Raw genomic sequence first — 12,548 nt, forward strand, 5'->3', positions numbered from 1 at the left:
TTGAATGGTTGAAGTAGTTGGTGTACGTTTCAAGCAGGCGGGAAAGATTTATTATTTTGATCCGGATACTTACCAAATTACAGACGACGATTATGTAATAGTTGAGACCGTTCGAGGAATCGAATTCGGTAAAGTCGTGATTTCGAGTAAACAGGTGGATGAAGAGGATATTGTCTTACCGCTTAAGAAAGTCATCCGAATTGCGGATGAAAAAGATAAATTAGTTGTAACAGAGAACAAACAAAATGCGAAAGAGGCATTTGACGTTTGTGCTGATAAGATTATACAACATAAGCTAGATATGAAGCTTGTAGATGTGGAATATACATTTGATCGAAATAAAGTAATCTTTTACTTTACGGCAGATGGTCGTGTAGACTTCCGTAACCTTGTGAAAGATCTGGCGTCTGTGTTTAAAACACGGATCGAGTTGCGTCAAATCGGCGTACGTGACGAGGCGAAAATGTTAGGTGGCATAGGTCCTTGTGGCCGAATGTTGTGTTGTTCTACCTTTTTAGGGGATTTTGAACCGGTTTCCATAAAGATGGCTAAAGATCAAAATCTATCGCTTAATCCTGCGAAAATTTCAGGCTTGTGTGGTCGCCTTATGTGCTGTTTGAAGTATGAGAATGATGATTACGAAACAGCGAAGAAGGAACTTCCTGATATTGGGGAAGATATTCGGACACCACATGGCCCCGGCAAGGTCGTTGGCTTAAACATCCTTGAACGTGTTATTCAAATAGAAATCCCTGATCAAGAACGAGTTATTGAATATACGCTAGAAGAGCTCATTCAAGAAGGTGCAGTACCAACGCAAGCCACAGAATAATGGGGTGGATGTAAGCGTGAATAAAAAAGAAGTATTTGAGCAAGTATCACATATGGAAGAACAAATCGGACAACTCTATCAACAATTAGGGGATCTAAAGAAACAACTGGTGGAGCTGTTAGAAGAGAATCAGCACTTATCCGTGGAGAACCACCACCTAAGGCAACGTCTTGAGCAAGATCATGAACATTCTGAACAAAGCGAGTCAAAACAATCCGAAGCAAAGGGAGCTTTGGTAGGTGAAGGATATGATAACCTTGCTCGTTTGTACGAAGAGGGTTTCCATATCTGTAACCTCCATTTTGGGAGTCCCAGGGATGAAGATTGCTTATTTTGCCTATCATTTTTAAATAAAAAGAAGTAATGTTAGAGGCTGGTCCAAACGGAACAGCCTCTCTATTTATCTTTACGGATGAATAAGGGAGTGAACCACCCATGGTAAACTTACATGGAGATGAACGAATTGATTTTTTATTAGCAGAAGAGAATTTACGTATCATACAAAGCCCCAGTGTTTTCGCTTTTTCGTTAGATGCTGTTTTGCTTGCAAAATTTACGTATGTGCCGATTAAGAGAGGGAGGATTCTGGATCTTTGCACAGGGAACGGTGTTATCCCTTTCTTTTTGAGTAATCGGTCCCGTGCTTCCATTACAGGCGTAGAGCTCCAAGAGCGCTTATATGATATGGCTGTACGAAATACCGCATTGAATGGGTTAGAGGGCCAGATTCAGTTTGTCCATGGGGATCTTAAGGAGATGCCTTCTGAATTAGGGAATGGTCAATTTGATTTGGTTACCTGTAATCCCCCTTACTTTCCTACTCCAAAAGATGACTATAAAAATGAGAATGAACATTTAGCGATTGCCCGACATGAGATTTACTGTACGTTGGAAGATGTTGTCTGGGCGTGCAGTCGCTTAACGAAGTCAGGAGGAAAGATCTCCATGGTTCATCGGCCTGGTCGTCTTCCGGATTTAATTTCTCTTTACCGCAAGTATCAGGTAGAGCCTAAACGAATTCAACTTGTCTATCCTAAGCCAGGTAAAGAGGCGAATATGGTTTTAATAGAAGGAGCGCGAGACGGGAAGCCAGATCTTAAAGTTTTACCTCCACTCTATATCTATCAAGAAAACGGGGAGTACTCGGACGAGATGAGGAAGATTCTCTATGGAGAATAATGAACATACGGTTTATATGCTCCGTTGTAAAGACAACACAATCTACACGGGCTACACAAATCACTTAGAGAATCGCTTACGTATGCATGAGGAAGGGAAAGGGGCAAAATATACGAGAGGACGTGGGCCTTTCACTCTCCTTTATTGCGCTTCTTTTTCTTCAAAGCGTGAGGCCTTGCGTGAAGAGTATCGAATCAAGCAGCTGACACGTATTCAAAAAGAACGACTTATTAATTCAGATCAGAAAGGTATGGCAGATCATGAAGACTCAAAAAAGCTTTCAAAATCCTGAAGATCAGCAGGGAGAACTTTATATTGTCCCTACACCCATTGGTAATTTAGAAGATATTACGTATCGGGCTTTGCGCATCTTAGGAGAAGTGGATGAAATTGCAGCAGAAGATACGAGGCAAACGAAGAAATTATTAACTCATTTCGACTTGCATACCCCCCTTACTAGCTATCACGAACATAATAAGTTTAACCGGGAAGCGCACCTTTTAGAAGCATTGCAGAATGGAAAGAAAATAGCCATTGTGAGTGATGCAGGAATGCCTGGAGTATCTGACCCGGGTTTTGAGATCGTAAAGCGTGCGATAGAAGAGGACATTTCGGTTATTGTACTGCCTGGTGCAAATGCTGCTCTTTGTGCCCTAGTTGGTTCAGGTTTAGATACGACTCGTTTTTCTTTCTATGGCTTTTTACCTCGTAAGAAGAAAGATCGGAAAGAGGAACTTGAAAGGTTAAGCAAGAGTGCGCAGACGCTTGTTTTTTATGAGTCTCCTCATCGTTTGAAAGAAATGTTAAAGGCCTTACATGAAGGGTTTGGTGATAGGCAAGTCGTATTAGCTCGTGAGTTAACCAAAAAATATGAGGAATATATCAGAGGAACAGCTTCTGAAGTATTAGATTGGGCTCAATCTGAACAGGTTCGCGGTGAGTTTTGTATTATTGTTGAAGGTAGCACGGGTGAAGAAGAAGACAGTGAGACCAACTGGTGGGATAATTTATCCCTTGAGGAGCATGTCGAACGCTATATAGAAGAGGGAAAGTCATCAAAGGACTCTATTAAACAGGTGGCACTGGATCGAAAAATCTCTAAGAGAGATGTTTACCAAGCTTATCATACGTAATAAAAAACCCCCGCTTACCGCGGGGGTTTGTCGTCTCTTTTTTATCTCTATATTAGTCTACTTTGTTATTTAAGCTATTTTGAATCTCGTTCATTAATTCTTTTGCACCTTCTGGGCTAAGAACTAATTTTCCGTTAGCAAGGCTCATGTTGCTCTCAGAAACCTCACCTGTAACGTGACAAGTCATGTTAGGCTTGTATTTTTTTAATACGATGCGATCGTCATCCACGTAGATTTCAAGCGCATCCTTTTCATTGATTCCTAGAGTACGGCGTAATTCGATAGGAATTACCACGCGACCCAGTTCGTCTACTTTACGTACAATACCAGTTGATTTCATGTGTATTGCTCCTCTCACTCAAAATATTTTTCTTTATCTTCGTCATGTTTCGACATTCTATACCTCATATAGTACCAGTGATTCCCATGGATGTCAATTCTTTTATTTGCCAAATACAACAAAAAATTAACAAATATAAAACAAGTAAACCACTAAATAAGGAGAATTTTCCTAGGGCTGTTATTGTTTCTTAACTTTTTCAATTAAAAGGAAACAACATCGCATACAGCTGTTATAAATTTTCGACACCATTCGACCTATTTGGGGGGTCAATGATAAAACTTTATTCCCTTAAGGTCGGTGGAAGACTTAATGATCTCTACCCTCCTTTATAAAAGAATGTGAAGCGATTACTTATAAGTCTTTTTACCCTATGTTATTTCCCCTTAATCGAATGATTTGCTTGATCGAGCTGTCCATGTGGGAAGGTTTGGCGAACCGACCTCTGTTAGGAATCCAGGAGGTAAGGTAAAAAACGTGATTATAAATGGAAATAAAGTAGTTTTCTTGATTAAATAGGGGATGTTTTTGTATAGTTTTTTGTTAGGAATGGAAATAATGCTTATGAACCGATAAAATAGAAAGGTATGCTTTATTAACTTTATAGAAGTGATCTCTCTCATCTCAATTGAGAGTTGTTCTACATATATTAAATAGGAGGGGATTCCATGACGGAAGAAAATAAGACCTTTTATATTACGACACCGATCTATTATCCTAGTGGGAACTTGCATATCGGACATGCCTACACAACAGTAGCCGGTGATGCAATTGCGCGTTATAAACGTTTACAAGGGTACGATGTGATGTACTTAACGGGTACAGATGAGCATGGCCAAAAAATTCAGCGAAAAGCAGATGAAAAAGGGGTAACCCCACAAGCTTATGTGGATGACATTGTAAGTGGTATTCAAAGTCTTTGGGATAAGATGGACATCTCTATTGATGACTTTATCCGTACAACAGAGAAGCGCCATACAGATGTCGTTGAGAAAATCTTTAATCGTCTTCTTGAGAAGGGCGATATCTACCTTGATGAATATGAAGGGTGGTACTGTACATCGTGTGAGTCATTCTTTACAGAGCGACAGTTAGACGATGGACATTGTCCGGATTGCGGAAACAAAGTAGAAAAAGTAAAAGAAGAATCCTACTTCTTCAAAATGAGCAAATACGTTGATGACTTATTAAAATTTTACGAAGAAAACCCTCATTTCATTCAGCCTGAGAGCAGAAAAAATGAAATGATTAATAATTTTATTAAGCCAGGTCTTGAAGATTTAGCTATCTCTCGTACAACCTTCGACTGGGGTGTTAAAGTACCAGGAGATCCAAAACACGTAATCTATGTTTGGATTGATGCTCTAAGTAACTACATTACAGCTTTAGGGTACGGTACAGAACATGACCAACGTTATCAGAAGTACTGGCCGGCTAACGTCCACCTTATGAGTAAGGAGATCGTTCGCTTCCACACGATTTACTGGCCAATTATGCTGATGGCTCTTGATCTGCCTTTACCAAAGCAGGTATTTGCCCATGGTTGGATCTTAATGAAAGATGGAAAGATGTCTAAATCAAAAGGAAACGTTGTGGACCCTGTTGATTTAATTGACCGTTACGGACTAGATTCTTTACGTTACTACTTGCTTCGTGAAGTGCCGTTTGGTTCAGACGGGGTATTCACACCAGAAGGATTTGTGGAGCGTACAAACTACGATCTAGCGAATGACCTTGGTAACCTTCTAAACCGTACGGTAGCAATGATTAGCAAATACTTTGATGGGGAAATTCCAGCGTTCGAAGCTGGTCAGGAGGATGTTGATGTCTCCTTAGAGACGTTTGCTAAAGAAACAAAAGAGAAAGTTGAACAGGCTATGGACCATATGGAGTTCTCTGTGGCGCTTTCAAGTCTTTGGGCATTTGTTAGCCGTACAAATAAGTATATTGATGAAACAACTCCTTGGGTACTGGCTAAGGATGAAAATAAAAAAGAGCGTCTTGGTAATGTGATGGCCCACTTGGCGGAATCCCTTCGCCATATTGCGGTAATGCTGCAGCCATTTATGACGCGCACTCCAAAACTTATGTTTGAACAACTTGGCATTGAGGACGAGCGCTATGCGAAGTGGGAAAGTTTAAATACAGTAGGTATCATTCCAGCCGGAACAAAAGTTCAAAAAGGCCAACCTATCTTCCCGCGTCTTGAAACGGAAGAGGAAACACAAATCATCAAAAACATGATGAAAGGTGGCACTCCGGCTCCTGAAGAGGAAGAAAAGGAAGAAGAAGAGGGGTCTGAAGAAATCGGAATTGATGATTTCTTAAAAGTGGATCTTCGTGTTGCTGAAGTTGTCGAGGCAGATAAGCATCCGAAAGCAGATAAGCTTCTACGTTTGCAACTTGATTTAGGGAACGAACAACGTCAGGTCGTTTCAGGAATTGCGAAACACTATACGCCAGAAGATTTAATAGGGAAGAAAGTCATATGTGTAACGAATTTGAAGCCTGTTAAATTACGAGGAGAACTTTCTCAGGGTATGGTGTTGGCCGGAGAAGACGAGCAAGGCACACTTTCTCTTGCTTCAGTAGATCAAAGCCTTCCAAATGGAACAAAAGTTAAATAACTAGAACGTTAAGGGTACTCTATACAAGTAGGGTGCCCTTTTTTTCTTTCTATTGGTTAACAATAGGGAGGGAGCGTGATCATTTTGAACACTTATAGACTGGTGTTACAATACAACTAAACGATCGATAAAGGAGTCAGTGACATGCTGTTTGATACACACGTACATTTGAATGCAAGACAATTTGAAGAAGACCGAGAAGAAGTCATTAAGCGTGCTCATGAGGCAGGCGTTGAGTATATGGTTGTCGTTGGGTTTGACCGGGAAACGATTCCATTAGCTATAGAGATCGCAGAATCTCACGAGAATATTTATGCCGCCGTGGGGTGGCATCCAGTGGATGCCATTGATATGGAAGATTCGGATTTAGAGTGGATTGAAGAGCTAGCAGCACATCCTAAAGTAGTTGCTATCGGAGAGATGGGCTTGGACTATCACTGGGACAAATCACCTGCAGATGTCCAAAAGGAAGTGTTCAAAAAGCAAATTCAACTTGCTAAGAAAGTGCAAATGCCTATTATTATTCATAACCGTGAAGCCACACAGGATATTGTGGATCTTCTAAAAGAGGAAAAGGCTGAAGAAGTAGGTGGCATTATGCATTGCTATAGCGGTTCAGTAGAGATTGCCAAGGAGTGTATAGAAATGAACTTCTACATTTCCTTAGGAGGTCCGGTGACCTTTAAGAATGCTAAAAAGCCAAAAGAAGTGGCAGAAGCTATTGATTTAGATCATTTACTTGTAGAAACAGATTGTCCTTTCCTAGCTCCTCATCCAAACCGCGGAACGCGGAATGAGCCGGCATACGTGAAACTTGTGGCAGAGCAGGTAGCCGAATTAAAAGGAATTTCGCTCGAAGAAGTTGGACAAACTACGACAAGAAATGCCTTTAAACTCTTTAAACTTGACCAATAAAATGTACACGTACTAGAATAACGGGAAAATCATGGCAGGTTATGTACACATCTGTCGCGATTTTTCCGTTTCTTTTTGAAAAGGGAGCAGGTATAGTAAAAGGAGCCAAGGTGATTGAATGGGTCCTTTTTCCATTTCTGCCGTTAATCATTTGACAGATGTTGGTGCGGTGGATATAATACACTGCGTAGAAAAAAGGAGGCAGAAGCGTGAAAAAAATAATCGCGTTGGTCGCAAGTGCCCTTATGTTTTTTGCCTTACTTGGGAGCTTAGGGTTTGAAACTACCAAGGCAGAAGTACAATTAAGCACGAATAAAGAAACAAAAACCGTGCGTACTCATGCTGGTACGGTGGAAGACCTGTTAAACGACCAAGGAATAAAAGTAGAACCACATGATGCATTATCACACAATCTTAACGATACAATTACTTCAGGAATGAATATAGACTATCAATCTGCTAAACAGATCACTGTGAAAGTAGATGGTAACACTCAACAATACTACACTACAGCCGATACAGTACAACAGCTATTCAAAGCAGAAGGCATCTCTATTAAAGAGCGTGACAAAGTGTCCCACGAACAAGCATCTTCTCTGAAAGATGGAATGGAAATTCAAGTTCAAAAGGCATTTAAGGTCGCTTTAAATGATGGCGGTGAAACTTCTGAAATATGGACAACGGCTAACACCGTAAATGATTTCTTGAAACAACAGGCTATCTCTCTTAACGAACTGGATCGTTTAAAACAAAAAGAGTCCGCTTCATTATCTAAAGATCAAAATGAAGTGACGATTACTCGTGTTGAGAAGGTAACAGATGTTGTTGAAGAAACGGTGGATTATGCTGTCGTAAAACGTAACGACAAATCCTTGGCAAAGGGTAAAGAGAAAGTTGTTCAAAACGGTGAAGAGGGCCAAGTTGTAAAGCAATATGAAGTCACGTTAGAAAATGGCGAAGAAGTGGACCGTAAACTTGTGAAAGAAGAAAGTAAAAAGGACAGTAAGGATAAGATTGTTGCCATTGGTACGAAGGTGCAGCAAGTTCAGTCATCCCAACCTCAAATTTCTCGTAGTAACAGTTCATCGGGCGTTCAAAAGACATTATACATGCATGCAACAGCTTACACGGCCTACTGTGCCGGGTGTAGTGGTGTAACATCAACAGGGATTAATCTGCGTGCAAATCCAAATCAAAAAGTCATCGCTGTAGATCCGAATGTTATCCCATTAGGATCTAAAGTATGGGTTGAAGGTTATGGGTATGCTATTGCAGGAGACCAGGGCTCAGCAATTAAAGGAAATCGCATTGATTTATTTATGTCTAGTAAAAGTGCTGCAAATAGCTTTGGTCGCAGAAATGTTCAGGTAAAAGTATATGGAAAGTAGAGCAGGGGTTTCATACCTCTGCTTTTTTTCGTTTAGAAACGAAGTTAGATGAGTGTAGGGATTATTAAAATTCAACTTCTAGTTATAATGAAATATTTATTACGTATGTACCCATATTATATGCAGTTTTACACTCTAATCTCCTGTTGTCGAACAAAAAAATTAAAGTATTCTAAAAATTGTTTCACGTGAATCATTTTGTCTGAATAGACCGAAGGACAAACAGATAGTGTTTTATTTTGAAGGATGGACGTGTTATAACTAAACAAGATACCTAAGCGGGAGGATACAATGATTATTAAAGAGGTAATTGTAGTTGAAGGAAGAGATGATACGGTGAATATCAAGCGTGCTGTAGACGCGGATACCATCGAAACAAATGGTTCAGCTGTAAACAAGGAAACCATTACAAAGATTTGCCACGCCCAGGAAAAAAGAGGCGTGATTATTTTTACAGATCCTGATTCCCCGGGGGAGAGAATACGTAGCATAGTTTCCGAGGCTGTACCAGGTTGTAAACACGCATTTTTACCTAAAGAGCAAGCACTAGCGAAACACTCCAAAGGCGTAGGGGTTGAGCATGCTACACCAGCAGATATCCAAGAGGCTCTAAAGAACGTATACAGTATAACAGAGACCTATGAGACGGATATTGAACAAGCCGATTTGGTTGATTATGGTCTGCTAGGCGGACAGGGGTCGAAAGCAAGACGGGAAAAGTTAGGGAAACGATTAAAAATTGGTTATACCAATGGAAAACAGTTATATAAACGCCTGGTTATGTTCCAGATCACAAGAGAAGAGTTCATAGCTGCGATGGAAGATATGAAGCAGGAGGAAGAAGAATGAGTGATTATAAAGCAATAGCAACACCCGTGCGAACGAAAGCGATTCTTGAGAAGTACGGATTCTCGTTCAAAAAGAGTTTAGGGCAAAATTTCTTAATAGATGCCAACACATTAGAAAATATTGTGAATCATGCAGGGGTAAATGCGGAGAGTGGCGCAATTGAAATTGGGCCAGGAATAGGAGCCCTAACAGAGCAACTGGCACGTAAGGCGGACCGAGTGCTGGCCTTTGAAATTGACCAGCGTTTACTTCCGATCTTAAAAGATACACTTCATGATTATGATAATGTCTCTGTTATTCATCAGGATATTTTGCAGGCTAACGTAAAAGAAATGATCCAGGATCATTTTAAAGAAGGTCAACCTGTCCATGTTGTGGCCAACCTGCCTTATTATATTACGACACCTATTCTAATGAATTTGTTAATGGAGCGCTTACCGATTGATAGCATAACGGTAATGATTCAAAAAGAAGTGGCAGATCGAATGGCGGCATCTCCGAACAGCAAAGCTTACGGTTCTCTTTCCATAGCAGTTCAATACTATACCGAGGCTAAGGTTGTGATGGATGTTCCTAGAACGGTCTTTATGCCTCAACCAAATGTAGGTTCAGCTGTGCTCCGTCTTTCCATGAGAAATGAGCCCCCGGTAGATGTGAAAAATGAACCTTTCTTCTTTGATCTCGTGCGGGCATCCTTTGGGCAGCGTCGTAAAACGATTATGAATAACCTCAGTCGCCATTTTAAGGATCGGTTTAGCAAAGATGAAATAAGAGAGTATTTAGAGAAAAGCGGTATTGAAGAAAAGCGCAGAGGCGAATCCTTATCTATAGAGGAATTTGCTCGACTCGCAAACACGTTTTACGAAGCATTATAGGGGCACATTTCCTTTATTCTCACATAGGCTATTTTAGAACGGTTGGTGTGAGGAGGAAGGAAGATGATTAGCAGAGGAGATTTAGTTACGCGATCCTCCTACAAGCATGATGTATTATTTCGTGTGCAGGATATTCAAGAAAGTCGAGTGCTGTTGTACGGAGAAGAAATCCGTCTTGAAGCAGATGCTCCACTGTCAGACCTGGTAAAGGTCCAAACAGATGACCTGAAGCGGCGCAAAAGGGAAGCTAAAGAGAAAGAAGATTATTCGTATCGATTATTTCGACAAGATTATCAGCTTATGCGTCAAAAGCGTGACTATGAAGCTTCAGGCGGTTACCAGCATCAAAATGCCTATTTCCAGCTTCCATCCCGTGTTCTTCATCTGGATGGAGACAGATTGTATTTAAAAAAGTGTATCGATCTATATCAGCAATTAGGTTTGCAGGTTCATGGGGTCCATTTAAGTGAAAAAGAAATGGCTCATGAAATTGGAGATTTAATTGATAAGATTAACCCGGATGTGGTCGTCATTACAGGCCATGATTCTTATTCTAAAAGTAAAGGGAATAAGCATGATCTCCGTGCTTATCGCCATTCCAAGTATTTTGCAGAAGCGGTAAGGGAAGCTCGGAGGAAAGTGCCTCACCTGGATCAGCTTGTCATTTTTGCTGGTGCCTGTCAGTCTCATTTTGAATCTTTAATACGTGCAGGAGCTAATTTCGCTAGTTCTCCTTCACGTATTAACATTCATGCGTTAGATCCTGTTTATATAGTGGCGAAAATTAGCTATACCTCCTTCATGGATAAAGTGAATGTATGGGATGTAATCCGTAATACGTTAACTGGTGAAAAAGGTCTTGGGGGAGTGGATACACGAGGATTGATGAGAACAGGTATGCCTTATGACGCTGAGGAAGAAATTGAAGATGAAGAGAATAATCCTTTTCAACACCCATTATCATAATGGGTGTTTTTTGTTTTAGGCAGGATGTTAAACCTTGAAAAGACGGTACTTTACTCTCTTCTGGTCTACTCCATTGTGAAGAGTCATTCGACCTTGCATGGAGAGAAAAGTCGAATGTTGCCATTTTCATACATAATTTTGTCAGATCCAAGAAACACTACAAATAGAAAAAAAGAAAAGGCCGTATTTCATTGACATTAAAAATAACATACTGCTATAATATAAAGTTTTATTGACTGAAAAGACAAGCGTGTGTTATAGTATAATTAGTGAGGTGGAGTGTAGTGGCAAAAACGTTAGCAGAAATCAAACAGTCTCTCGATGGGCAAATTGGGAAACGGTTAACATTGAAAGCTAATGGTGGTAGACGTAAAACCATCGAACGAAGTGGTGTATTAGCTGAAACGTATCCTTCTGTTTTCATTGTAGAACTTGACCAAGAAGAGAATGCTTATGAACGCGTCTCTTATAGCTATGCTGATGTACTTACTGAAACAGTAGAGCTAAACTTTGGTGAAGATCTGAGCAGAATGATGTTAGGGGAGCAGTAAACCTAGGTTTACTGCTTTTTACTTGCTTTAGGGTACATAGCCGGGTCCCGTTCTAACAGAGCGGGATCAATTGTTTTGTAAAGATTGCTTCAATACCCATTATTGTTTAAGACTACACAATCGGAATATACATATGCTAAACGTGTCGTACTAACACAATGAAGGGAGCTGTTTTCCTTGGGTAAACGTCGAGGCTACATGTCTGATGAGTTAAAAGAGGAAATCGCAAAGGAATTAGGTTTTTACGACACGGTTGAAAAGGATGGTTGGGGCGGTATTACGGCGCGTGACGCTGGCAATATCACCAAACGGGCTATCCAAAAAGCTCAAGAACAAATGATGAGGGACAAGTCCTAATGACAGGGGCTTGGCCCCTTTTTTGTTTAAAGGGGTATTGCGCTTGTTTTTGCCATGCAGTGAGTATTCTCTGTGACTTTTTAAAGCTTCTCATATCCCAAAAGGTCATAGATGACGAGAATCTCTTACTTTTTAAAAGGTCTTTTCCCGTAAAAGGTAACAGATGCAACGGATCAATGACCTTTTAAACGTATTTATTTCTTGAAAGGTAACAGAGGAAGGGGGTCTGTTACCTTTTCGGCTTAATAACCAAGGGAAATGTTAGAGATCGATCTCGCACGAGGGGGGCGTACGACACTAAACAGTCGCCTGCGCTTTTCGTAGTGTCTAGCTCCGGCTCCTAGCCCCTAGCGTCATAAGCAATCTAACTCCAGTGGCCTTCAGCCACTTCCGTTAGCTTGCTTATGCGTACGGGGCTGAACAGTCGCCTGCGCTTTTCGTTTATGTCCAGCTCCGGTGGGTAGAGGCTAGCGAGATAAGCAAACTACCTGCAGTGGCTAATCGCCACTTCCGGCAGTTTGCTTATCCGGCCCCAC

Annotated in this window: 14 protein-coding genes; 13 read left to right on the forward strand and 1 reads right to left on the reverse strand. The window is 40.8% G+C overall.

The features are described from left to right. The first annotated feature begins 4 nt into the window (after nucleotides 1-4). The 5 genes from QNI29_RS00255 (at nucleotide 5) to rsmI (ending at nucleotide 3,144) form a co-directional block, all read left to right on the forward strand. Entirely contained in the window at nucleotides 5-832 is an 828-nt protein-coding gene (locus QNI29_RS00255) for a PSP1 domain-containing protein (RefSeq protein ID WP_231419861.1), read from the forward strand. 16 nt (nucleotides 833-848) lie between these two features. Beyond that, the gene (yabA, locus tag QNI29_RS00260) at nucleotides 849-1,196 is read left to right on the forward strand and encodes a DNA replication initiation control protein YabA (RefSeq protein WP_231419862.1); all 348 of its coding nucleotides are present in this window, start codon (nucleotides 849-851) and stop codon (nucleotides 1,194-1,196) included. 71 nt (nucleotides 1,197-1,267) lie between these two features. Further along, the gene (locus QNI29_RS00265) at nucleotides 1,268-2,011 is read left to right on the forward strand and encodes a tRNA1(Val) (adenine(37)-N6)-methyltransferase (protein ID WP_231419863.1); all 744 of its coding nucleotides are present in this window, start codon (nucleotides 1,268-1,270) and stop codon (nucleotides 2,009-2,011) included. After that, nucleotides 2,001-2,303, forward strand: coding sequence for a GIY-YIG nuclease family protein (locus QNI29_RS00270; protein ID WP_231419864.1), 303 nt, complete (start codon nucleotides 2,001-2,003; stop codon nucleotides 2,301-2,303). The genes QNI29_RS00265 and QNI29_RS00270 overlap by 11 nt, the downstream gene beginning before the upstream one ends. Beyond that, nucleotides 2,272-3,144, forward strand: coding sequence for a 16S rRNA (cytidine(1402)-2'-O)-methyltransferase (rsmI, locus tag QNI29_RS00275; RefSeq protein ID WP_231419865.1), 873 nt, complete (start codon nucleotides 2,272-2,274; stop codon nucleotides 3,142-3,144). The genes QNI29_RS00270 and rsmI overlap by 32 nt, the downstream gene beginning before the upstream one ends. Before the next feature lie 52 nt (nucleotides 3,145-3,196). Here the strand turns inward: rsmI and QNI29_RS00280 are convergent, their stop codons facing one another. After that, nucleotides 3,197-3,484: a transition state genes transcriptional regulator AbrB gene (locus QNI29_RS00280; protein WP_036787243.1), complete on the reverse strand. Its 288-nt coding sequence runs from the start codon at nucleotides 3,482-3,484 to the stop codon at nucleotides 3,197-3,199. A gap of 668 nt (nucleotides 3,485-4,152) precedes the next feature. Between QNI29_RS00280 and metG the strand changes: the two genes are divergently transcribed. From metG to QNI29_RS00320, 8 genes are all read left to right on the forward strand, one after another. Then, nucleotides 4,153-6,111 (forward strand): methionine--tRNA ligase, encoded by a 1,959-nt coding sequence (metG, locus tag QNI29_RS00285; protein ID WP_231419866.1) that lies wholly within the window; start codon nucleotides 4,153-4,155, stop codon nucleotides 6,109-6,111. 144 nt (nucleotides 6,112-6,255) lie between these two features. Next, nucleotides 6,256-7,026, forward strand: a complete 771-nt coding sequence (locus QNI29_RS00290) for a TatD family hydrolase (protein WP_231419867.1) — start codon at nucleotides 6,256-6,258, stop codon at nucleotides 7,024-7,026. A gap of 209 nt (nucleotides 7,027-7,235) precedes the next feature. Then, on the forward strand, nucleotides 7,236-8,414 hold the full coding sequence (locus tag QNI29_RS00295; RefSeq protein ID WP_231419868.1) for a G5 and 3D domain-containing protein: 1,179 nt from the start codon (nucleotides 7,236-7,238) through the stop codon (nucleotides 8,412-8,414). A gap of 291 nt (nucleotides 8,415-8,705) precedes the next feature. Beyond that, nucleotides 8,706-9,263: a ribonuclease M5 gene (gene rnmV, locus QNI29_RS00300; RefSeq protein ID WP_231419869.1), complete on the forward strand. Its 558-nt coding sequence runs from the start codon at nucleotides 8,706-8,708 to the stop codon at nucleotides 9,261-9,263. Further along, nucleotides 9,260-10,138: a 16S rRNA (adenine(1518)-N(6)/adenine(1519)-N(6))-dimethyltransferase RsmA gene (gene rsmA / locus QNI29_RS00305; RefSeq protein ID WP_231419870.1), complete on the forward strand. Its 879-nt coding sequence runs from the start codon at nucleotides 9,260-9,262 to the stop codon at nucleotides 10,136-10,138. The genes rnmV and rsmA overlap by 4 nt, the downstream gene beginning before the upstream one ends. 63 nt (nucleotides 10,139-10,201) lie before the next feature. Further along, nucleotides 10,202-11,104 (forward strand): sporulation peptidase YabG, encoded by a 903-nt coding sequence (yabG, locus tag QNI29_RS00310; protein WP_231419871.1) that lies wholly within the window; start codon nucleotides 10,202-10,204, stop codon nucleotides 11,102-11,104. Between the two features lie 284 nt (nucleotides 11,105-11,388). Next, nucleotides 11,389-11,655 carry a biofilm formation stimulator Veg gene (veg, locus tag QNI29_RS00315; RefSeq protein WP_036787229.1) on the forward strand — a complete coding sequence of 89 codons (267 nt, stop codon included), beginning with the start codon at nucleotides 11,389-11,391 and terminating at the stop codon, nucleotides 11,653-11,655. A gap of 177 nt (nucleotides 11,656-11,832) precedes the next feature. Further along, nucleotides 11,833-12,012 (forward strand): small, acid-soluble spore protein, alpha/beta type, encoded by a 180-nt coding sequence (locus QNI29_RS00320; RefSeq protein ID WP_231419872.1) that lies wholly within the window; start codon nucleotides 11,833-11,835, stop codon nucleotides 12,010-12,012. Nucleotides 12,013-12,548 lie beyond the last annotated feature (536 nt).

Origin of the sequence: Pontibacillus chungwhensis, from assembly GCF_030166655.1 — a bacterium.
Lineage (GTDB): Bacteria > Bacillota > Bacilli > Bacillales > BH030062 > Pontibacillus.

Bases quoted from the DNA above. Each gene is read 5' to 3' on its own strand.
- QNI29_RS00255 (WP_231419861.1), top strand. From the start codon at position 5: ATGGTTGAAGTAGTTGGTGTACGTTTCAAGCAGGCGGGAAAGATTTAT.
- QNI29_RS00265 (WP_231419863.1), top strand. From the start codon at position 1,268: ATGGTAAACTTACATGGAGATGAACGAATTGATTTTTTATTAGCAGAA.
- QNI29_RS00270 (WP_231419864.1), top strand. From the start codon at position 2,001: ATGGAGAATAATGAACATACGGTTTATATGCTCCGTTGTAAAGACAAC.
- rsmI (WP_231419865.1), top strand. From the start codon at position 2,272: ATGAAGACTCAAAAAAGCTTTCAAAATCCTGAAGATCAGCAGGGAGAA.
- QNI29_RS00280 (WP_036787243.1), bottom strand. From the start codon at position 3,484: ATGAAATCAACTGGTATTGTACGTAAAGTAGACGAACTGGGTCGCGTG.
- metG (WP_231419866.1), top strand. From the start codon at position 4,153: ATGACGGAAGAAAATAAGACCTTTTATATTACGACACCGATCTATTAT.
- QNI29_RS00290 (WP_231419867.1), top strand. From the start codon at position 6,256: ATGCTGTTTGATACACACGTACATTTGAATGCAAGACAATTTGAAGAA.
- rnmV (WP_231419869.1), top strand. From the start codon at position 8,706: ATGATTATTAAAGAGGTAATTGTAGTTGAAGGAAGAGATGATACGGTG.
- rsmA (WP_231419870.1), top strand. From the start codon at position 9,260: ATGAGTGATTATAAAGCAATAGCAACACCCGTGCGAACGAAAGCGATT.
- yabG (WP_231419871.1), top strand. From the start codon at position 10,202: ATGATTAGCAGAGGAGATTTAGTTACGCGATCCTCCTACAAGCATGAT.